The organism is Streptomyces sp. NBC_00377 (assembly GCF_036075115.1).
Classification (GTDB): domain Bacteria; phylum Actinomycetota; class Actinomycetes; order Streptomycetales; family Streptomycetaceae; genus Streptomyces.
On the sequence record NZ_CP107958.1, the window covers coordinates 549645 to 569952 of the forward strand.

At 71.1% G+C, this 20308-nt stretch carries 17 protein-coding genes and 1 pseudogene; 9 read left to right on the top strand and 9 right to left on the bottom strand.

The features are described from left to right. Positions 1-982 precede the first annotated feature (982 nt). Positions 983-1426 carry a DUF3592 domain-containing protein gene (locus OHS71_RS02655; protein ID WP_328476355.1) on the bottom strand — a complete coding sequence of 148 codons (444 nt, stop codon included), beginning with the start codon at positions 1424-1426 and terminating at the stop codon, positions 983-985. Positions 1427-1651: 225 nt separating this feature from the next. On the opposite strand from OHS71_RS02655, the gene OHS71_RS02660 reads away from it, so the two are divergent. Beyond that, entirely contained in the window at positions 1652-2209 is a 558-nt protein-coding gene (locus OHS71_RS02660; protein WP_328476357.1) for a hypothetical protein, read from the top strand. A 74-nt stretch (positions 2210-2283) separates the two neighbouring features. Here OHS71_RS02660 and OHS71_RS02665 read toward each other — a convergent pair whose 3' ends face one another. After that, entirely contained in the window at positions 2284-3663 is a 1380-nt protein-coding gene (locus OHS71_RS02665; protein ID WP_328476359.1) for a hypothetical protein, read from the bottom strand. A 154-nt stretch (positions 3664-3817) separates the two neighbouring features. Here OHS71_RS02665 and OHS71_RS02670 point away from each other — a divergent pair. Beyond that, positions 3818-4330, top strand: a pseudogene (locus OHS71_RS02670) (ATP-binding protein); the annotation flags it as partial. A gap of 145 nt (positions 4331-4475) precedes the next feature. Here OHS71_RS02670 and OHS71_RS02675 read toward each other — a convergent pair. After that, complete coding sequence (locus tag OHS71_RS02675; RefSeq protein ID WP_328476361.1) at positions 4476-5213, bottom strand: SDR family oxidoreductase; 738 nt, start codon at positions 5211-5213, stop codon at positions 4476-4478. Between the two features lie 94 nt (positions 5214-5307). On the opposite strand from OHS71_RS02675, the gene OHS71_RS02680 reads away from it, so the two are divergent. Together OHS71_RS02680 and OHS71_RS02685 are read left to right on the top strand one after the other, a co-directional pair. Then, positions 5308-6171: a LysR family transcriptional regulator gene (locus OHS71_RS02680; protein ID WP_328476363.1), complete on the top strand. Its 864-nt coding sequence runs from the start codon at positions 5308-5310 to the stop codon at positions 6169-6171. Between the two features lie 50 nt (positions 6172-6221). Further along, positions 6222-7304: a protein kinase family protein gene (locus OHS71_RS02685; RefSeq protein WP_328476365.1), complete on the top strand. Its 1083-nt coding sequence runs from the start codon at positions 6222-6224 to the stop codon at positions 7302-7304. 365 nt (positions 7305-7669) lie between these two features. On the opposite strand, the gene OHS71_RS02690 is transcribed toward OHS71_RS02685, so the two are convergent. Both OHS71_RS02690 and OHS71_RS02695 read right to left on the bottom strand, forming a co-directional pair. Beyond that, the gene (locus OHS71_RS02690) at positions 7670-8401 is read right to left on the bottom strand and encodes an SOS response-associated peptidase (RefSeq protein ID WP_328476367.1); all 732 of its coding nucleotides are present in this window, start codon (positions 8399-8401) and stop codon (positions 7670-7672) included. Positions 8402-8472: 71 nt separating this feature from the next. Further along, on the bottom strand, positions 8473-8763 hold the full coding sequence (locus OHS71_RS02695; RefSeq protein WP_328476369.1) for a hypothetical protein: 291 nt from the start codon (positions 8761-8763) through the stop codon (positions 8473-8475). A gap of 338 nt (positions 8764-9101) precedes the next feature. Between OHS71_RS02695 and OHS71_RS02700 the strand changes: the two genes are divergently transcribed. Beyond that, positions 9102-9419, top strand: a complete 318-nt coding sequence (locus OHS71_RS02700; RefSeq protein ID WP_328476371.1) for a hypothetical protein — start codon at positions 9102-9104, stop codon at positions 9417-9419. Between the two features lie 156 nt (positions 9420-9575). Here the strand turns inward: OHS71_RS02700 and OHS71_RS02705 are convergent, their stop codons facing one another. Genes OHS71_RS02705 through OHS71_RS02715 form a run of 3 tightly spaced genes read right to left on the bottom strand, consistent with a single transcriptional unit; the run spans position 9576 to position 12144 of the window. Continuing rightward, positions 9576-10250 (bottom strand): CoA-transferase, encoded by a 675-nt coding sequence (locus OHS71_RS02705; protein ID WP_328476373.1) that lies wholly within the window; start codon positions 10248-10250, stop codon positions 9576-9578. After that, on the bottom strand, positions 10247-10942 hold the full coding sequence (locus OHS71_RS02710; protein ID WP_328476375.1) for a 3-oxoacid CoA-transferase subunit A: 696 nt from the start codon (positions 10940-10942) through the stop codon (positions 10247-10249). The genes OHS71_RS02705 and OHS71_RS02710 overlap by 4 nt, the downstream gene beginning before the upstream one ends. After that, the gene (locus OHS71_RS02715) at positions 10939-12144 is read right to left on the bottom strand and encodes a thiolase family protein (RefSeq protein WP_328476377.1); all 1206 of its coding nucleotides are present in this window, start codon (positions 12142-12144) and stop codon (positions 10939-10941) included. Before OHS71_RS02715 ends, OHS71_RS02710 begins: the two co-directional genes overlap by 4 nt. Before the next feature lie 71 nt (positions 12145-12215). Here OHS71_RS02715 and OHS71_RS02720 point away from each other — a divergent pair, with 71 nt between their 5' ends. From OHS71_RS02720 to OHS71_RS02735, 4 genes are all read left to right on the top strand, one after another. Beyond that, positions 12216-13097, top strand: a complete 882-nt coding sequence (locus OHS71_RS02720) for a LysR substrate-binding domain-containing protein (protein ID WP_328476379.1) — start codon at positions 12216-12218, stop codon at positions 13095-13097. 584 nt (positions 13098-13681) lie between these two features. Beyond that, positions 13682-14629, top strand: coding sequence for an ABC transporter ATP-binding protein (locus tag OHS71_RS02725; RefSeq protein WP_328476381.1), 948 nt, complete (start codon positions 13682-13684; stop codon positions 14627-14629). After that, positions 14626-15984, top strand: coding sequence for an ABC transporter permease (locus tag OHS71_RS02730; RefSeq protein WP_328476383.1), 1359 nt, complete (start codon positions 14626-14628; stop codon positions 15982-15984). The genes OHS71_RS02725 and OHS71_RS02730 overlap by 4 nt, the downstream gene beginning before the upstream one ends. A gap of 4 nt (positions 15985-15988) precedes the next feature. After that, entirely contained in the window at positions 15989-18742 is a 2754-nt protein-coding gene (locus tag OHS71_RS02735) for an alkaline phosphatase family protein (protein WP_328476385.1), read from the top strand. A 655-nt stretch (positions 18743-19397) separates the two neighbouring features. Here OHS71_RS02735 and OHS71_RS02740 read toward each other — a convergent pair. Continuing rightward, a complete protein-coding gene (locus tag OHS71_RS02740; protein ID WP_328476387.1) occupies positions 19398-20234 on the bottom strand; it encodes a helix-turn-helix domain-containing protein in 837 nt (278 codons plus the stop codon). Between the last annotated feature and the right edge of the window lie 74 nt (positions 20235-20308).

A 20308-nucleotide genomic window follows, 5' to 3' on the forward strand; every position in this document is an offset into this window, starting at 1 on the left:
CCGGACGTCCCGCCGAGCTGCCTCGCGCGCCGGCCTCGTACCCCCAGCGGCCGGCGTCCGCCGCGGGCGACCCACTACCGGTGGACACGCGCGCTCCCCGCGCAGGCCCGGGCGGATCGCCGCTTCGATCCGGGCGAGCCGGGCAGCGAGGACCCGTGCCGCCGGGAGGCGGCAGATGGCGGTCGCGGTACCCACGCATCGGTGGAACGAGCTCGCCTCGTCCGGCACACCGCGGCCCCACCCCGTCGACGACGCGCCGGCGGCGCTGTACCGGGTGGCGATCTACGGCTGACCGGACCGACGAGGACCGCTGCCACCGGGCAGACAAGCACCGGGACAGGGAGAGGGGCAAGGGCGACAGCCCGCGTACCGTCGCCCCACACCGTCCTTGCCTTCGCCTTCCGGGGCTGTGCGCCGCTGTCCGCCTGTGCGCTCTGCCACTGCGTGAGGAGTCGCCGGGTGGCGGCCGCGGTCGGATGGGTGGGGCCGAGCGTTCGTTCCATGGCGGCGACGACGGCGGTCATGTCGTCGACGGCCGCGCTGTCGCCTTCGCCGTTGCGGTCGTGACGCAGGATGGTGAGTGAACTGCGGGCGATCAGGACGATGTTGTGGTCGGCGCCCAGATGCTCGGTACCGGTGGTGACGACGTCCTGGTACGCGGCTTCAGAACGAGCTGAACGGCTACCGGCTCCGTACGCCACGCCGCATCGACTGGCGACGCCAGGCCGAGGCCGCCGAGCGCGTCTTTCTGGCCAACGGGTTCTTCGTGCTGGCGGGTGACCGCCAGGTCGAGGACCTCGACGAAGTCGTGGATCTCACCGCCGGTCCCGCTCTCGTGTTCATCAAACTCGTCGCCCTCTCGGGCGGTTGAGCGGCCCGCGACGGCGTGGCCTCTTCGGTGGGCAGCGGTCGCGTGGGGCGACGGAGGCTGGGGCCGCCTCCTCGCCTCACCCCACCGGCGGCCCCCGTTGTCCGCCGCTCCCTACCCTGGCAGCAGCCCCATGAGGGCGACCAGCCCGAGGAACAGGCCGGACACCAGGGCAACGCCCAGACACGTCTGCCAGATGCCAGGGTCCGCTTCCTGCTCGTAGTCGGCCAGGGTACCGAGACGGCACCAGGAGTCGGGGCGGTCCCGCCGGTAGAGCACGGACACCTCCGTCCCCTGCTCCACGGGTTCGCTCAGCGGTTTGCCCTTCGCCTTCGCACGCACCAACCGGCCGGTCGCGATGGTGAATTCGAGCGTCGGCACGTAACCCCCCTCGTTGTGCTCGTCCCCGTAGACGAAGGTGTGCTCGGTCACCACACCCGTGGTGACCTCGAGGTAGGGCCGCGTGTACCCGGCGTGCAGCCGCACGATGACGGCCACCCCTGTGCTCAGGGCTACCAGCAGGGCCCACAACTCCATCAGCGGCACGTACCTGCTCAACTCGGGCCTCCTTCCTGCCGGCACCCCGCTGACATGTGCTCGTCCGCAGGGGGGCCGCGCGACGAGTCTGGCAGCGCCGTGCCCCCGCTTCATCAGGGGAATCACGTAAATCGCACACCGAGACGCCACCGGCTTCCCCGGCCTCGATGGGCTCGCCGCAGCACGGTCGTCGATACTCCGCTGGCACCGAGGAGCACTGTCAGTCCTCGTTCCTAGGATGACCGCATGTCTGATGCCTTCACCGTCCTGTGGACCCATGACACGTGCCGTGCCCTGCGCAGGGAGGGCCGCGTGGGAGAGCAGCCGCCGGTCGCTTTCAGCGGGGTCCATTCCTCGCTGCCCGCCTGGTCGGGTGCCCGTGCCGGGGACGATGTGTACGCCTTGCACGTCAACCGGCGTGAGGTGTTCGTGGTGAGCCGGATGCGGGTGATCGACCTGGAGCGACGGGACTGCTGTGGCGCCGCTCCGGCGACGTGGCGGGACGCGTCGTTCCCCGGGCACGGCGACTGGTCGATGCTCGGTGCAGGCGGGTGCGGGGCCGCCGCGGTGCATGTGGACGCGACGCCCGTGCGCTTCGACGTGCCGGTCCCCGGCGACCTCCTGCCGAGGCTGGCCTGGCGTAACCGCAGAGGTCGGACGCGCAACCTGAAGTACGTGGTGGAGGGCCGTCTCGAGCGGTCGGTCAGCCTCCAGGGCTTCTACCGTCTGACCTCCGAGTCGGCCGACGAGTTGGCGGAGGTCGTCAGCGGCGCCGCTGTGGAGCCGCAGGGCGTACGTCCTTGAGCGTCGGCGACTGCTCGCCTGACGGGCCGTCGGTGGCCCGCGGACAAGTGCGGGCCACGGACGGTCCGTCTTCGTCAGCGGACCCCGCGCGACACCAGCAGGCCGCACGCGCCCGTGACGCTGTCACACCCGGCGTTGCCCGCGGCCAGTACGGCGCGGGTGCCGGGGATGCCCTCGATGTCGAAGACGGTGCTGCCCTCGCTCGTCGAGGTGAGTTCCGCCGGCAGTTCCTCTTCGGTCCAGGCGGTGCCGTCCCAGCGGGAGAGCAGTGAATGGCTGCTGCCGTGGGGCCGCCATCCGGCGACCCACACGTTCCCCGAGCCGTCCGTGCCCGTGGCGTTCACCTCGTCGACCCCGGGGGTGGGTATCTGCCGCCACGCGCGGCCGTCCCAGCGCGTGGCGAGCAGTCCGCTCGGCACCTGGGGATCGTTGGTCTTGCCGAACACGTGAACCGTTCCGCGTCTGGTCGACACGAGGTGGTTGGCCACCCAGCCGGGGCCGTACGCGTAGGGGGCGGGGACCGTTTTCACGGTCCAGCGCCGGCCGTCGAAGTGATGGAGCAGCGGCGTGGAGACGCCGTCGACATCCGTCTGCGCGCTGACCCATACGTCGTCGGGGGCGGTGCCGGCGATGGCGAAGGGTTCCACCGGCCTGCCGTCCGGCGCCTGGGGCAGTGCCGTACGGCTCCATGTGCGGCCGTCCCAGTGCTCCAGCTGCCCGGAGTACGCCGCGGCCGGATCGGCGGGGTCCGCTGTCGGATTCCAGTCGAGGGTGGTCAGCCATACGGAGTCCGTCCCGACGGACTTCATCTCCAGGACGAAACGGATGGAGCCCTCGGCGGGTGCCGGACGCGTCACCGGCTTCCAGCGGGTGCCGTCCCAGTGCTGGAGCATGATCGAGCCGGTGGGTTCGGGGAGCGCGGAGCCCTCGCGAAGCCGGTCCGCCAGGGTGTCGGGCAGCCGGTCCAGGAGCGTGTCCGGCAGCCGTCCGGCTCGGCGGCCCCCCGGCTTCCGGGTGGCGGCCGAGGAGACGGCGCCGACTTCGATGTCGGTGTACGTTCCGGCCGCCCAGACGTCGTTCGGGCCGGACGCGGCGACTGCCTCCAGCTGCGCGGCTCTGCCGCCGGTGGCCGCGAGAGGGACACCGCTCCACCGTGTGCCGTCCCAGTGCTCGGCGACGAGGGTCGTGGCCCAGGACGCGTCCATCTTCCTGCCGACCGCCCACGCGTCGGTCCTGCTCGTCGCGGTGACGTCGTAGAAGTCGGTCGACTCGTCTCCCGACAGCGGTAACGCCATCTTCCAGGGTGTCGTGCCGAGGGGGGCCTGCTGCCTGGCCAACGGCTGAACCTGCGTCTGCGCCTGCGCGGCGGACGGGGTGAGCGCCATGGCGCAGACGGCGAGTGCGGCGGCCACGCGGGTGGCCGGCGCACTCGACCGTCGTACGGATGCTGTCATCTTCTTCTGTGCTCCTACCGGGTGCTGTGCTCGTGTTGCGAGGTCTCACCAAGCAATGCGCGCAGCAGCCCGGTTCTTACACGGGGAGCCGAAGTCGTACCGGATTTCCGCTGTGGCGGTTCCCGCGACCGGTACAGCGCTAGCGTCGGGTGCCATGATCGTATGGCTCAACGGCACCCACGGGGCGGGCAAGACGACGGCCGGTCCACTCGTGCAGCAACTGATCCCGGATTCACGGGTGTTCGACGCGGAGAAGGTCGGCGAGACCCTCATGGACATCGCGCCGGGACTGCCCGCGACGGACAACTTCCAGCACTGGCCGCCGTGGCGGCAGCTCGTGGTCGACACGGCCCGTCGCGTACTCGACTACACCGGCGGCACTCTGGTGATGCCCATGACCGTCCTGGTCGAGCGGTACTGGCGCGAGATCAGCGCCGGTCTCGCGCAACACGCCATCCCGGTCCGGCACTTCGTCCTCCACGCCGACCAGGACACCCTGCGCCGGCGTATCGAGTCGGACTCCGTCCTCGGCCCCTCCCGGTTCCGTCTCGCCTACCTCGAGCCCTACGCCGAGGCGGCCCGCACATGGCTGCACGGCGAGGCCGAGGTCGTCGACACCACCCACCTCACACCCGCCCAGGTCGCCGCGCGGGTCGCGGAGGCCGTCAACCGGCCTGATCGCCAGGGCGCGGGACGCGGGCCCCGGATCGGTGGGGCGACGCACCTCACCGCAAGCGATGCCGGCCCTCATGTGTGCGCCCCCTGACGGCGGCCGCCGCCGAACGCCGAAGGTCCGGGGAACCCGTTCCGGGTCACCAGGGGATGACGCCGTCGTCCTCGAAGAACGAACCGGTCGGGCCGCCGTCCGGCAGGGTGGCGAGCCGGATGGCTGTGGCCGCTCCCTGCTCCGGGGTGCGGGTCCCGTAGAAGCCGTTGAAGTCGGTCGCGACCAGGCCCGGGCAGACGGCGTTGATCAGGATGTCCGTACCGGCGAACTGCCGGGCGTACTGCACGGTGACGGCGTTGAGGAACGACTTCGACGGCGAGTACGCCGCCATCACGGGGCCGAGGTAGGTGTTCGGGTCCGCCTGACGGGTCAGGGAGGCGACGCTGCTGGAGACGTTGACGATGCGCGGCGACGCCGAGCGCCGCAGCAGCGGCAGCATCGCGTTGGTCACCCGGATGACGCCGATGACGTTGGTCTCGACGACCGTGCGTACCAGGTCGAGGTCGAGCGTGGTCGGGTCCTGTACCCACCCCGGACCCGACTCGCCGGAGATCCCGGCGTTGTTGACCAGGACATCAAGCCGCCCGGCCTGCCGTTCGACCAGTTCCACGGCTTCGGTGACGCTCCTGTCGCCGGTCACGTCCAGCGGCACCCCGAACGCGTCCACCCCGGCAGCGCGCAGCTTCCCGACCGCGTCCTCGCGCCGGGTCTCGTCGCGCGCCCCCACGCCCACGCGGTACCCGAGGGCACCGAGCCCGGCCGCGACTTCGTATCCGATTCCCTTGTTCGCGCCGGTCACCAGCGCGATCTTCGTTTCGCTCATGCCGTCGATGGTGGCTCGTGGACGGGCGGCGCATCCAACACCGATGCGGTTTCCTGTCATACCCGCCAGGTATCACCGAGGTAGGGTTGTGGCCATGGACTCCTTGGAGACGCGCGAGTTGAGGTACTTCCTTGCCGTCGCGGAGGAACTGCACTTCGGTCGCGCCGCCGAGCGGCTGGGCATGGCCCAGCCACCGCTGTCCCGGGCGATCCAGCAGCTGGAGCGGCGCCTCGGTGTCTCCCTGCTGGACCGCAACCGCCGCGGTGTCGCCCTGACGGGCGCCGGAGAGGTACTGCTGGACGAGGGCCGCGCCGCCCTCGACGCGACCACCGCCGCCGCTCGCCGCACCCGCCGCGCCGGAGGCGCCGGGAGTCCGGACGGCCCCCGCAACCGTCTGGTGCTGGCGGTGAAGGCCGCCGCGTCCCACGAACTGCTGCGGAAGCTTCTCGACGCCTACGCGGCCGAGCCCGATGCCGCCGAGGTCGAGGTGCTGCCGTGCGGCCTGTGCGAGCAGGCGTTGCTGCTGCGCGACGGCCGCGCCGACGTGGCGCTCATGTACACGCCGTTCAACTCCCTCGCCGGGTTCGACAGCGAGGAGCTGATGACCGAGGGGCAGATCGCGGTCCTGCCCGCCGGGCATCCCCTCGCCGCGCGCAGCACGCTGTCCCTGGCCGACATCAGCGACCTCCCCGGTCTTCCGCCCGCCCGCTGGCCCGGCGACGGCACGTACCCGCCCGGCCCGGGCCCCGAGATCCACGACCAGACGCAGCTGGCCCAGCTGATCGCCCTCGGACGGACCGTGGCCGTCCTCCCCGAGTCCTCCCGCGCCTGGCTGTGGTCCGGGCACGCCGCCGTCCCGGTGACCGACGCGCCCCCCGTCGTCACCCACATCGCCTGGCCCGCGCACAGCCGCTCCCTCGCCCTCGCCGGACTGGTCCGCACGGCGGCACGGCTGTGAGACTGTCGTGATCAACAGGGATCGGTCCTGTTGAACGACGGGAGCGGCGGATGGATACGAGCCAGCCAGCGCGTACCGCCCGGGTGTCCGCCCATGTGGCCGTGGGAACACGGCTGTCCCTGTTCAGCGATCGCCGGCTCGAGGACGCGGTGGCCGCCGCGCCGAGTCTGGGCTCGGGCATGGGCGGCAGAGCGGCGCAGATGGAAGTCGACGGCATACGTGTCTTCGTCAAGCGGGTCCCGCTGACGGACCTCGAGTTGCAGCCGGAGCACGTGCGGTCGACGGGCAACGTGTTCGGCCTGCCCCTCTTCTATCAGTACGGGGTGGGATCGGCCGGGTTCGGTGCCTGGCGTGAACTGGCCGCGCACATCATGACGACGGGCTGGGTGCTGAACGACGAGTACGCGGGTTTCCCGCTGCTGTATCACTGGCGGGTGCTGCCCGACAGCCCCCCGGTCGGCTTCGTCGACGGGCTCGGGGGCGTGGAGGGGGCCGTCGCGCACTGGGAGGGCTCGCCGGCCGTGCGCCGCCGGCTCGAGGCCATCGGGAAGTCGTCGTTCAGCTTGGTGCTCTTCCTGGAGCATGTGCCACGGACGCTCGCGGAGTGGCTCGGTGACGCCTGTGACACGGCCCCGCCGGAGTCCGGACACGAGTCGCCTTATCGACGCGTCGAGAAAGCGCTGCTACGGGGAACGGAGTTCATGAGCGCGCGCGGCCTGGTCCACTTCGACGCGCACTTCGCCAACGTCCTCACCGACGGCCGGCAGGTGTACTTCGCCGACTTCGGCCTCGCGTCGAGCCGCGACTTCGAACTCTCGGCGAAGGAGCGCGCCTTCCTCGTGGATCACCTCGTGTACGACCGCTCCTACGCACCGACCCATCTGCTCCACCACCACCTGCCCGAGGGCGTTCGTGGCGGCACCGAACACGGCGCCTTCCTGCGGCAATGGGTCGACGGGCACCGGCCCGCCGACGTACCGCCCGATATCGCCGCGCTCATCGACCGCCACGCTCCCCACGCGATCGTCCTCAGCGACTTCCATCATCGGCTCCTCGAGCACAGCAAACGCACTCCTTTCCCCGCGGCCGAGGTCCGGCGAGCCCTCGACGGCGCGGCAGGGTCACCGGAGTGAGAGCCCGTTGCCCGTTCCGGCCGGCCGATCGCACCGCTGTCGGCCCGCGCCCTGCCGGTCGGCGCGACTGATACCGACCCGAGCCGACCGGACATCTGGTTTCGGCCGTGATCTATGCCACTGGCTGGTTTTGGTGCATGGTGTGGGTGCGGGTTCAACCTTCCCCCGGAGGAGGATCCCGCTGCTGGTCCCTGCCGTCCGCTCTGCGGAAGGCAGGCACCGCCGCGCCTCCCGGCTCCCCACGGGAGGCATGCGGCTGCCCGGCGGCATCCCGCTCCGGAGACCGGCCGGGAGGGGCGCGGGTCGTACCGCTCGACGACCGGCCCTACGGCGCCTCCGGGGCCGTTTCTTCCCGGGCCGGGGCGTCAGTCGAGGAGCTGAGGGCCGTTGTTGTGGACGTTGTTGACCGCGGTGGAGACGGCTCGGGTGTTCAGGTGGCCGCCCGCGGGCCGGCCGAGCATGGCCCGTAGATCGTCGGGGTCCTGGTGGGCCGGGTCGAGCCAGTCGGCGTAGTGGTCGGGGGTGAGGGCCAGCGGCATGCGTGGGTGGACGCGGCCGGCCGCGTCGGTGGCTTCGGTGGTGATGATCGTGCACGTGATCAGCCAGGCGGCCGGGTCGTCGTCCCGGGCGACGGCCGGGTCACGCCAGTACTCGTACAGTCCGGCCAGCGCCATCAACCGGCCGTCCTCCGGGTGGATGAAGTACGGCTGCTTGCGCGACTTCCCGGTGCCGGGGTCCTCGACCTGCTGCCACTCGTAGAAGCCGTCGGCGGGCAGCAGACAGCGGCGCCGGGTGAAAGCGCGGCGGAAGGCCGGTTTCTCGTGCACCGTCTCCACACGCGCGTTGATCATGCGTGCGCCGACCTTCACGTCCTTCGCCCAGGACGGCACGAGGCCCCAGCGCAGCGGCCGCAGCTCCCGCGTCACCGCCGTACCCTCCGCCTCGCCCCGCGGGGCGCGCTCGAGGACGGCCCACACGTCGTCGGTCGGGGCGACGTTCCAGTTCGGCGCGAGGGTCTCTTCCGCAGGCCAGTCGGCCACCTGGAAGAGCGGCGCCAACTCCTGCGGACTGCGAGTGGATACGTATCGACCGCACATACCGTCACTCTTACACCGCCGGCGTGCCTCCTGTCGTCGCCGTGCGGTACGGCTCACCGCACACGCCGGGTTCAGGATCCTTCCCCGGCCCCGCTCACCTGGTCGGCACCGGCTGCTTCGTCCCGTGCCATGCCGAGGAAGCGCCGGATCGCTTCGACCGGCATGTCGAGTCCCTCGGACGCGGACTGCTCGTCACCGAACACCTGCACCGCCTCGGTGACGGCCACGGCCAGTTCGACCTCCGCCTTGCGGACCTTGGCCTCGGCCTTGTCCACGGTGTCCACCACCGCCAACTGGCGGCGCTGCTTCTCCTGGAGTCTCTGTTTACGGGAAAGGGCTTTTTCAGCGCTCTGCACAGACATGAACAAGATCATAATCAGTCGGGGGCACCCGCTGAAATCGCCAACTCACCTTCGGCCACCCAGGGGTTCACGACGCGAAAGAGCTCCGTCCAGGCCCTTCGGCAGGACGCCCGCAGTCCCTCTCCCCTCCCCCGTGGATCCGCGCCGATCGCCGGGCCCGGCCCGGGCCCGGCCCGGGCCCGGCGAGCCAGGCGTCAGGCTTGGGCTCGTACCGGTCGGACCAGACGATGAGCCTCCGATGACGCCGTCAGCGTGATGTACGGCCCCGACCGCAACCGGCGCGGGCTCTCCGCGCCTCCTCACCCGCAGAACCGCAACACGCCGGTGAGGAGACCAACGTGACCACCACCGCCCCCGAACACAGCGCCGCCCTTGGCTACGTCGACCCCTACGCCGTCGACGCGGCCGGAACTTTCTGGCCCGACCCGGCCGGCTCGGGCCGGGGTACGGACCACCTGCTGCCGCCTCCCGACCCCACCCAGCGCCTCGACCTCGCCCTCAGCCCGCGGGACCACCGGCGCCTCGACCTGCACGCGGCGCTCACCATGGCCGGGATCCCGCCGCGCCCCGAGGACCGGGACGCCATCGACCAGCTCAGCGCCCTGTCCGGCAGCGTCAACGCCGCCCTCCAGCGCTGGCTGCACCACCCGCGGTGACTCCGGGCACGGCAGTCGCACCGGACGTCGTGAAAGTCCCGCAACGGACGGGAGAGTCAGGCGGCTGGAGCCACCACCCCTCGGGCGGGGCACCGGCCGACCGGGCCGACCAGTGCGGCCGGTTCGGCCGGTACCGGCGCCGCGCCCCCGGCGGGATCATTCGATGCCGAGTCGTTCCACGAGCTCCTGGGCGTCGACGCCGTACGTCTCACGGATCCGTATGCCACCGGGGCCCACGTCGAAGACGCCGCAGTCCGTGTAGACACGGCTGACGCAGCCGACTCCGGTGAGCGGGTAGGCGCAGCGCGGCACGAGCTTCGGCTCACCGGAGCGGGTGAAGAGGGTCATCATCACGTAGACGTCCTTGGCGCCGATGGCGAGGTCCATGGCGCCGCCGACGGCGGGGATGTCCTCGGGTCTGCCGGTGTGCCAGTTGGCGAGGTCGCCGTTGAAGGCGACCTGATAGGCACCGAGGACGCACACATCGAGGTGACCGCCGCGCATCATCGCGAAGGAGTCGGCGTGGTGGAAGTAGGCCGCTCCCGGCAGCTCCGTCACCGGGACCTTGCCGGCGTTGGTCAGGTCGGGGTCGACGGCGTCGCCCTCCGCCCTCGGTCCCATGTTGAGCATGCCGTTCTCGGTGTGCAGCACGACCCCCGATTCGGCGGGCAGGTGGTCGGCGATCTTGGTGGGCTGTCCGATACCGAGGTTGACGAAGGAACCGGCCGGGATGTCGCGCGCGATGACGGCGGCCAGCTCTCCCATCGAGAGCTGGTGACCGGCGCTCCTCGGCGCCCCGGCGTGGGCCCGTCCGCGGGATGTGGTGGTCATCGTGCCCCCTGCACGGTGTAGTGACGGGCCTCGACCTGGACGATCCGGTCGACGTAGATGGACGGGGTGACGACGGCCTCGGGGTCGAGGGTCCCGGGCTCGACGACCTCGCCGACCTGGACGATGGTCGTCGTCGCGGCGGTGGCCATGACCGGTCCGAAGTTGCGGGCGGTCTTGCGGTAGACGAGATTGCCCATCGTGTCCGCGACGTGCGCGCCGATCAGCGCGTAGTCACCCCTGATGGGGTACTCCAGCAGGTACTTCCGACCGTCGATCTCACGCTCCTCCTTGCCCTCGGCCAGCGGCGTGCCGACCGCGGTCGGGCAGTAGAACGCGCCGATTCCGGCGCCGGCCGCCCGCATCCGCTCGGCGAGGTTGCCCTGGGGCACCACCTCGAGTTCGATCTTCCCCTCGCGGTACAGGCCGTCGAAGATCCAGGAGTCGGCCTGGCGCGGAAAGGAGCAGAGCACCTTGCGCACCCGGCCGGTGGCCAGCAGCGCGGCCAGTCCGACCTCGCCGTTGCCTGCGTTGTTGGACACGATCGTGAGGTCCTTCGCACCCTGCCGGATCAGCGCGTCGATCAGATCGAACGGCATCCCGGCCAGCCCGAAGCCGCCGACGAGAACGGTGGAGCCGTCCTCGATCCCCGCGACCGCCGCGTCCGCGCTCTCGACGACCATCGCCCGGCTCACTTGGCCGTCTCCGTGACGCCGCAGTTCTCCAGGACGACGGCCAGCCCCTGACCGACCCCGATACAGATCGCGGCGACGCCGTACCGCTGCTTCGTCTCGCGCAGCACCTTGGCCAGCGTGGCGAGGATACGACCGCCCGAGGCGCCCAGCGGGTGGCCGATCGCGATGGCACCGCCCTTCTGGTTGACGAGGGCGGGGTCGATCTTCCACGCGTCGAGGCAGGCGAGCGACTGCACGGCGAAGGCCTCGTTGAGCTCGACCGCGCCCACCTGGTCCCAGCCGATCCCGGCCCGGGCCAGCGCACGGTTCGCGGCCTCGACCGGGGCGTAGCCGAAGGCCTGCGGCTCCAGCGCCAGCACACCGCGGCCGGCGATACGGGCGATCGGGTCGGTTCCGATGGTGGCCGCGGCCTTCTCGCTGCCCAGCAGCACGGCGGAGGCGCCGTCGTTGAGCGGGCTGGCGTTGCCCGCGGTGATGGTGCCGCCCTGCTCCGGTGTACGGAAGACCGGCCGCAGCCCGGCCAGCGCCTCCGGCGTCGATCCGGCGCGGATGCCCTCGTCACGGGTCAGGCCGACTCCTTCGACGGGCACCACCAGGTCGTCGTAGAAACCCGACTCCCAGGCCTGATGGGCAAGCTGATGGGAGCGGGCGGCGAACTCGTCCTGCCGCTCGCGGGAGATCCCGAAGCGCTCGTGGAGCTGCTCGTTGGCCTCGCCGAGGCTGACGGTCCACTCCTTCGGCATCCGCGGGTTCACGAGCCGCCAGCCGAGCGTGGTCGAGACGGCGGTGACGTCACCGGCCGGGAACGGCTTCGCCGACTTGGGCAGCACCCAGGGCGCACGCGTCATCGACTCCACTCCGCCGGTCAGCACCACCTCGGCATCGCCGGACTCGATCGTGCGGCTGGCCGTCATCGCCGCGTCGAGGCTCGAGCCGCACAGCCGGTTCACCGTGGTGCCGGGCACGCTCACCGGGAGCCCGGCGAGCAGCGCCGCCATGCGGCCGACGTTGCGGTTGTCCTCCCCGGCGCCGTTGGCGTTGCCCCACACCACGTCGGCGATGGCAGCACGATCGAGGTCCGGCACCTTCGCGAGGGTCGAGGTGATCGCGGCGGCGGCGAGGTCGTCGGGGCGGACGCCGGCCAGCGCGCCGTTGAAGCGCCCGAACGGGGTCCGCGTCGCGGCGTACAGGAAAGCACTCATGGCAACGACGCTAACCCCGGGCCGCGATATTCTGAAGTACACATATTCACGTTGATTGATATGGACAGCATATGGATCTGCGCCATCTTCGCTACTTCGTGGCGGTGGCCGAGGAGCTCCACTTCGGTCGCGCCGCGGAGCGGCTCCACATGGCCCAGCCGCCGCTCTCCCAGCAGATCCGCCGGCTCGAGGCCGAGCTCGGCGCCGAGCTGCTCCACCGCACCACCCGCCGCGTCGACCTCACCGAGGCCGGCCGGGCCTACCTCGAGCGGGCGCGCGCGATCCTCGCCGACGTCGATGAGGCCGCCCAGCACGCACGGCTCGTCGCGGCCGGCTCGGTGGGCCACCTCGCGATCGGGTGCGTGGGCTCGGCGACGTACAGCCTCCTGCCCGCTCTTTCGCGGCGGCTCTCGGAGGAGCTTCCCGGCGTCGACTTCTCCTTCCGCGGCGAGATGCTCGCGCCCGACCAGGTCGCGGCCCTGCGCACCGGCGCGATCGACGTCGCGCTGCTGCGCCCGCCGGCGGCCGATCGCTCTCTCACCCTGCGCACCCTGCGCCGGGACCGGCTCGTCGTCGCCGTACCGGTCGACCACCCCCTCGCGCGCCGGAAACGGCTGCGCGCCGCGGACCTCGCCGGTGCGGACCTGATCGTGCACTCCGCCGACCGCCGGTCGGTGATGTACGACGTCGTACTGGCCCTTCTTCGCGATGCCGGTGTCGAGCCGCACATCCGCCACGAGGTCGGCGAGACCTCGACGCTGGTGACGCTCGTGGCCGGCGGCCTGGGCGTCGCGGTCGTGCCCGAGCCCGTGACCGCGCTGGCGCTCGACGGCGTCGCCTACCTGCCGCTGGCCGGGTCCGACGCACGCGTGGAGCTGGCCGTCGCCCACCGCGCCGACCGCTCCGAACCGCACCTGGCACGTACCGTCGGGATCATCCGGGCGATGTTCTGAAACCAGCCACCCCACCCCGGACAAGGCCACTCCCTGGATGGTCACACCCCGGACAGGGCCGCGGGGGCGCAACCGTCGCGCGGTGGCGGCCGATCCACGACGAAGACGCTCTCGGCCCCGCAGCCTCGCTCCCCCGACCTCGCGGGCACCGGCTGCCGGACCCATTGCCCGCCCCGACCGGTTGTCGGCGCTTGGCCCGCCTACCGACCGAAGGGGGCCGGACGGTGAGGATGGGCTCCCCGGCCTCGCCGGTACAGCAGTCGAGCGGCTCCGTTCCGAGGGGACGAGAAACAGGCGCGTCCGCGCTTTGCCTTGTCCTGGCTTTGCACTGGGTGATCCATGTACGCGAATTTGCTTGACCCTTACCCGGGAAGTGGGCAATCGGCGTATCCGTCGCGGTGATTGAAATCCCACGACCTCAATGTGCGTCAATCCTCCCCGTCGGCAAGGCGTGAGGCATTCCAGCAGGTCGAAGCGGTGATGACTGTCGGGTCTTTTCCCGTTCTCTCAACGTTCAATCCGCCGTTCCCGCCCGCGAGTTATGAAGTCCCTAAGGTCTCTGGAGGCTTCGAAAGGAGGGATGCATGGACACACGCCTTTCAGTCCGGGCTCGCGGGATCAGTAAATGCTTCGGCGACGTCGTCGCGCTCGACGGAATCGATTTGGACGTGACGCAGGGTCAGATTCACGGTCTGGTCGGACCGAACGGCGCCGGCAAGACCACGTTGCTCGGCCTCCTGCTGGGCCTGGCGGTCGCCGACAGCGGCCGTCTGGAGATCCTGGGCACGCCGGTGGGGCGGACGCTCGCCGCTCCCGACGGTGTCGCGGGGTTCGTGGACGGGCCCGGGCTCTACCCCGCGCTCACGGCCAGGCAGAACCTCGCCGCGCTGGCCGCCCTCCGCGGTGGGAAGACGCCGACGTCGGGAGTCGACGAGGTGCTCGACCGGGTCGGGCTGACCGATGTCGCCGACGACCGCACCCGCGGCTTCTCCCTGGGCATGCGTCAGCGGCTCGGGCTGGCCGCCGCCCTGCTCACCAAGCCCCGGCTGCTCGTGCTCGACGAACCGTCCAACGGGCTCGACCCGGCCGGCACGAGGCACGTACACGGCGTCCTCGACCAGCTCGCGGCCGACGGAACCAGTGTCGTCCTCTCCAGCCATCGTATGGACGACCTGGAGGCGCTCTGCTCCGAGGTCACGATCCTGGCGACCGGACGGGTGGTGTTCTCGGGGCCGTTGGGCAAGCTGGCCGCCGAGAACCGCGAGCTGGGCTACCGGTTGCTCACCTCCGACGCCCGGGCAGCCCGCCTGATGGCTGCCGACACGGCCGGCATCCACCTCGTCGACGACGCCGCGGCACGGCACGGCGCCGCCGAAGGACGGTTCGTCGTCAGCGCGTTGCTGCCCGCCCTCGACGAACTGGTGGCGCGACTGGTCCACGCGGGCATCGCGGTGCGCGAGCTCACGCCCGTGGTGTCACCTTTGGAGGCCGCCTTCCTCGCCCTCACCGAGCAGCGGGAGGCCGACGGATGACCGCGCCCGCCTTCACCGCACCCGCCGCTTCCGCCCGCCGGACCCCGGTGACCAGCAGCTACCGCTTCGAACTGGTCAAGCTGGTCTCCCAATGGCGCATCCGGCTCCTGGTCCTCGTCTGCTGGATCGCGCCGGGACTCTTCGTGGCCGGCGTGAGCACGCAGAGCACGCTGCCCACCGACACCCTCTTCGGCCGCTGGATGCACGCCACGGCGTGGGCCGGACCGCTGGTCATGCTCGGTTTCGCGGGTACCTGGGCGCTGCCGCTGCTCGCCTCGGTCGTGGCCGGCGATGTGTTCGCCTCCGAGGACCGGCTCGGCACCTGGCGCCATCTGCTGGTCGCGGTCCGCTCACTCCGCCGGATCTTCGTGGCGAAGTGCCTGGCAAGTCTCACCATCATCCTGCTGCTCGTGGCCGGACTGGTCTGCTCCAGCACGATCGGCGGGCTGCTGACGGTCGGTGACCATCCGCTGGTCGGCCTCGACGGCCGTCCGCTGACACCGGGGGACGCCGCCGGCCGGGTGCTGCTCGCCTGGGCCTGCGCCCTCGCCCCGACCCTGGCCCTCGCCGCGATCGGGCTGCTCGGGTCGGTCGCGCTGGGGCGGTCCCCGACGGGCCTGCTGCTGCCCCCACTCCTCGCCCTCGCGACCTCGGTCGCCCAGATGCTGCCGCTGCCCGTCGCAGTGCGTCTGGCCCTGCCCGGCTACGCCTTCATCGCGTGGAACGGCCTGTTCACCAGTCCGCCGCAGCTCGGCCCGCTCCTGATCGCCGTCGCGGTCAGCCTGGTGTGGGCGCTGCTCGCGACCGCGCTGGCGTATCTGCTGTTCCTGCGGCGCGACTTCACCAACCCTGCCTACGACGGTTCCGGGCGCCGCGCGCTCACCCTCGGGCTGCTCCCTCTTACCGGACTCACCGTCCTGACCGTCGCGGCGGTCGCCGTCGCGACCCCGTCCACGGGCTCCGGCATCGAGCAGGACAAGGTCCAGCGGTCCCTCGCCACGGCGTTCGCCCACCTCTACCGGCTACAGACCGCGCAGCTGCACCGTCCCGCCGTCACCGAGGACCGGCTGCGGGCCACGGCCGCGTGCACCAAGAGCGACGGGCAGGGCGCCCAGGAGGGCGCCGGCAACGACTGGCGGTGCGTCGTGAGCTGGCATCTGCCCGGCGTCCCGGTCACGGGGACCGCCGTCTACCAGCTCGACATCGGATCGGACGGGAGGTTCGTGGCGGACGGCGACGGGCCGAAGGAAGTGAACGGCTATTTCCTGGTGCGTACTTCGACCGGAGACGCCCCGAACCCCCTGTGGCAGTTCGACGGCAACGTCGAGCTGCTGGACACCACCTCGAAGGGATAGTCCCATGCAGGTAACACGGCAGCGCCGGGTTGACGACAAGGAGCGGGTCACCCTCTTCGGCAGACGCCTCGGCCGCCGGACCACGCTGGTCACGGCGGGCATCGCCGTCGCCCTGGGGGTCACCGGCACCGCGGTCGCGTCGACGTACCAGTTCGGCAGCCAGCAGGTCGGTCAGGTCACCGCCCGCGGTCAGGTCGTCTCCGCCGATCAGTACATCAAGCCCTACGGCAGCCGTACCGTCATCAACGACGGCAAGATCATGTCGTCGACGGTCAGCCCGGACGGCACCCACCTCGCGGCCTCGATCGCCGACGGCGACGCCTCCCTCGTCATCATGGACCTGGCGACCGGTCAGGTGAAGCAGAAGGTCGGCACCAACGCGGCCGACGACCTGCGCCTCGGCAGCGGCTCCGTCGGCCAGGAGGGCCCGACGTACTCGCCCGACGGCAAGCAGCTGTGGCTGGGCCAGGCAGGCGGCTACACCAGGTTCACCGTGAACGCGGACGGCACCCTCGCCGACCCGACCACCGTCCCGATCGCGGCCGTCGGCTCCCGGCAGGCACTCGTGGGCGCGGCGGTGTTCTCGGCGGACGGCTCCACCGTGTACGCGGCGGTCAACGGCCAGAACCGGGTCGTCGCCCTCGACGCGGCGACCGGAACGATCGAGCAGAGCTGGACCGTGGGCACCGCCCCGCGCGGTATCGCCCTGGCCGGCGGCAAGCTGTACGTCAGCAACGAGGGCGGCCGTGCCGCCAAGGCCGGCGACACCACCATCAACTCGTACGGCACCGACGTACCGGCGAACCCCGCCACCGGGGCCAGCACCACGGGCACGGTCAGCGTCATCGACCCGGCGAACCCGTCCGCCGCCGTCGGCACCATCGCCGTAGGACTGCACCCGACCGCGGTGTATGCGACGAAGGGCGCCGTGTTCGTCACCGACACGGCCGACAACAGCGTGTCCGTCATCGACCTCCGCAAGGGCAAGGTCGTCCAGACCATCGCCACCCAGCCCTGGCCGGAGGCCTCCGTCGGCTACGAGCCGAACGCCGTGACCCTCACCGAGGACGGCCGGCTGCTGGTGACGCTCGGCCGCGCCAACGCCGTCGCCGTCTACCACTACACCTCCCCGCAGCAGCCGGCCCGCTACGTCGGCCTGCTCCCCACGGACTACTTCCCCTCCGAGATCACCACTGTCGGCAAGAAGGTGGTCGTCTCCCACACCCGTGGCGTCGACGCCCTGCGTCCCGACAGCGCCGGTCACAACACCCACGACACGACGTCGAGCCTCACACAGTTCACCCTGCCCAACGACAGTGTGATCAGGTCCCAGACGGTCAAGGTCTTCCAGCAGAACGGCTGGACCCGCGGCTCCGTCAAGACGGCCCAGGGCCGGAGCCACGCCACGCCGGTACCGGTCCCGGCACGGCTCGGCGACCCCTCGACGATCAAACACGTCTTCCTGCTCGTCAAGGAGAACCGGACCTACGACCAGGTCTTCGGCGACCTCCCGCAGGGCGACGGGAACCCGTCTCTGACCCAGTTCGGCGACAATGTGACACCCAACCAGCACGCGCTGGCCCAGCGGTTCGGGCTGTACGACAACTTCTACGACATCGGCACGAACTCCGCCGAGGGCCACAACTGGCTGATGCAGTCGGACAACCCGGAGTACACCGAGTCCTCCGCCGGTGAGTACACGCGCAGCTACGACACCGAGAACGACGTCCTCGGCCACCAGAAGAGCGGGTTCATCTGGACCGGCGCGCAGGCCGCGGGCAAGACCGTCAAGGACTTCGGCGAGTTCCAGTCGCTGGAGACCAAGCCGGCCGACGCCACCTGGCAGAACCTGTACTGCGACACCAAGAACATGGCCGCGACCGGCGCGCAGACCGCCTACCCCATCAAGACGGGCTCGGCGATCCCCTCGCTGAACAAGGTGTCGGTGCAGGGCTTCCCGCTGTTCGACCTCGGCGTCCCGGACGTCTACAAGGAACAGATCTGGAAGCAGGACTTCGAGAAGAGCGGCCCGGCGAACCTGAACATGTTCTGGTTCTCCAACGACCACACCGGCGGTCCGGCGAACCCGGCCGCCGAGGTCGCCGACAACGACCTCGCGGTCGGCAGGATGGTCGACGAGATCTCGCACAGCACGTACTGGAAGGACTCCGCGATCTTCGTGGTCGAGGACGACTCCCAGGCCGGCCTCGACCACGTCGACGGCCACCGTGCCCCGGTCCAGGTCATCAGCCCGTACGCCCAGCACGGCACCGTCGACAGCCACTACTACTCCCAGATCACGATGGTCCGCACCATCGAGCAGATCCTCGGGATCCACCCGATGAACCAGTTGGACAGCGCGGCCACCCCGATGTACGGGGCGTTCACGTCGAAGGCGGACGACACGCCCTTCACCGCGGTGCCCAACCGGACCTCGCTGACCCTCGGCGTGAGCCCCCAGCCCTCCTGCGGCTCGGACACCCCGGCGGCCCAGAACGCCGAGGCGGCGCCCGCGCCCACGTCCGTCACCGTGCCGGCGGCGAAGCTGAAGCTCGCGGCCCAGTGGAGAACCTGGGCGTCGCACCAGAGGCTGACCGGCCCGCACGCGGTGCCCGACTACGCGAACCCGACGCAGATGAACCGCTACACCTGGTACCAGACGCACAACTGGACCAAGCCGTACCCCGGCGACAGCAAGGTCTACGCACCGAACGACGTACCGGGCGCCTACCTCCCGTCCCCGGAGTCCGACGGCTGACACATGCCGACCGCGCAGCAACCCCTGGCCGGCCTCACCGCCGACCGGGGGTTCCGCCGATCGCCGCGGGGGGACCGGCGTGCGAAGGGCTCGGTTTCACCGACCCTCGCTTGTTCGCCTCCACGGCCGGTAGCAGCGGGCCGGGGAAACGGCGAGCCCACCGCCAAGACCCGGTTCCGACAGCGCGTCCTCGTGCGATTCCGGGCCGACGGTCCGCGTCCTGTCAGTCGGCGGCCTCGCGCAGCGCCTTGTCGATGTCGCTCAGTGCGCCGGTCAAGCGCGCGTAGTCGTCGGCGGCCAAGGGCCTGACGAAGAACTTCTCCAAGCAGCTCGCCCGGCCCCGCTGACCGCAGCACCACCGCGGCGCGAGTTCCGGCCGGCGCGGCGAAGGACGTGCCCACCACGCCGGCCGCGCCCGGTCCGGGTCCGATCCCCGCCCCGCCTGCCTCCGCCCGCCCGCCTGCCTCCGCCGGCCTGCCTCCGCCCGACCGGTCGTCAGTTCGCCGTCCCTGAAGGTGATGCCGTCCGCGGACAGGGCCACAGAGTCCGGGACCGTGGCCCGGGACCGTGGCAGTGTCCGGGTGCCGGAGCAGAGGGACCGTTTTTCGCGGTGGCTGTCTTTGGTGGCGGTCTTTCCGGCGACGGCCGGGGCGGGTCAGGAGATGGCTCGCAGGCCGCCGTGGGGCCGAGAGCCGAGGCGGGCGACGGCCTGGGCCGTTGCTGCGTCCGCGGGCAGGAAGACGACCAGCTGCTGGGCGTCCGAGGAGAGGTCGAGCGTCTCGCGAAGCAGCCGGAGTCCGTGTCCGGACGGGTGGTTGAGGCGGAGTTCTCCGCGCTGCGGAACCACGTGCCGGTTCAGACGGCGTGTGAAGTCAGGGCCCGCGCTGGGGGCCAGCTCCGCGGTGAACCACTCGGAGTTCTCGACGGACGGAGCGAGCCACAGGTCGAAGACCTGTTCGTCCGCGACGGCGTCCCAGTCCGCGAAGTACGTGCGGGACCGGGGGTCGGTGAACACGTAGCGCGTGAGGTTCGGAGTGTCGGCGTCGAGCAGTCCCGTTCCGCTCGTCACCGCCTCGTAGCCGAGGGTGTGGGCGAGAACGTCACCGAGCCGGTTGGTCACCATGGCTATCCCCGGTTCGAGCAGACGCAGCGTCTCCAGGACCGACGAACGCACGGTGCGGCGCGGCGGTGCGGGCCGGGTGTGAGCGGAACAGGCGCCGCCAGTGATCTTCGCGAGGTACCGCAGGTGGTTGCGTTCCGGGGTGTCGAGGCTGAGCGCATCCGCCAGCGCGTTCACCACTGCCACGGACGGATTGCGGTCCCGGCCCTGTTCCATGCGGGTCAGGTATTCGACGCTGATACCGGCCCGGGCAGCGAGATCCGAGCGCCGCAGACCCGGGGACCGGCGGCGGCCGTGATCCGGCAGTCCGAGTGACGCCGGCTGGATGCTGTCGCGCTTGGCCCGGACGAAGTCCCCCAACGGTGTACCCATGTCCGGAGCATACGGCGCTGCCCGCCGGCCGCGGAGTGCTCAGACTGGCCCTGCGGGGGCCAGCCTGAGCACGG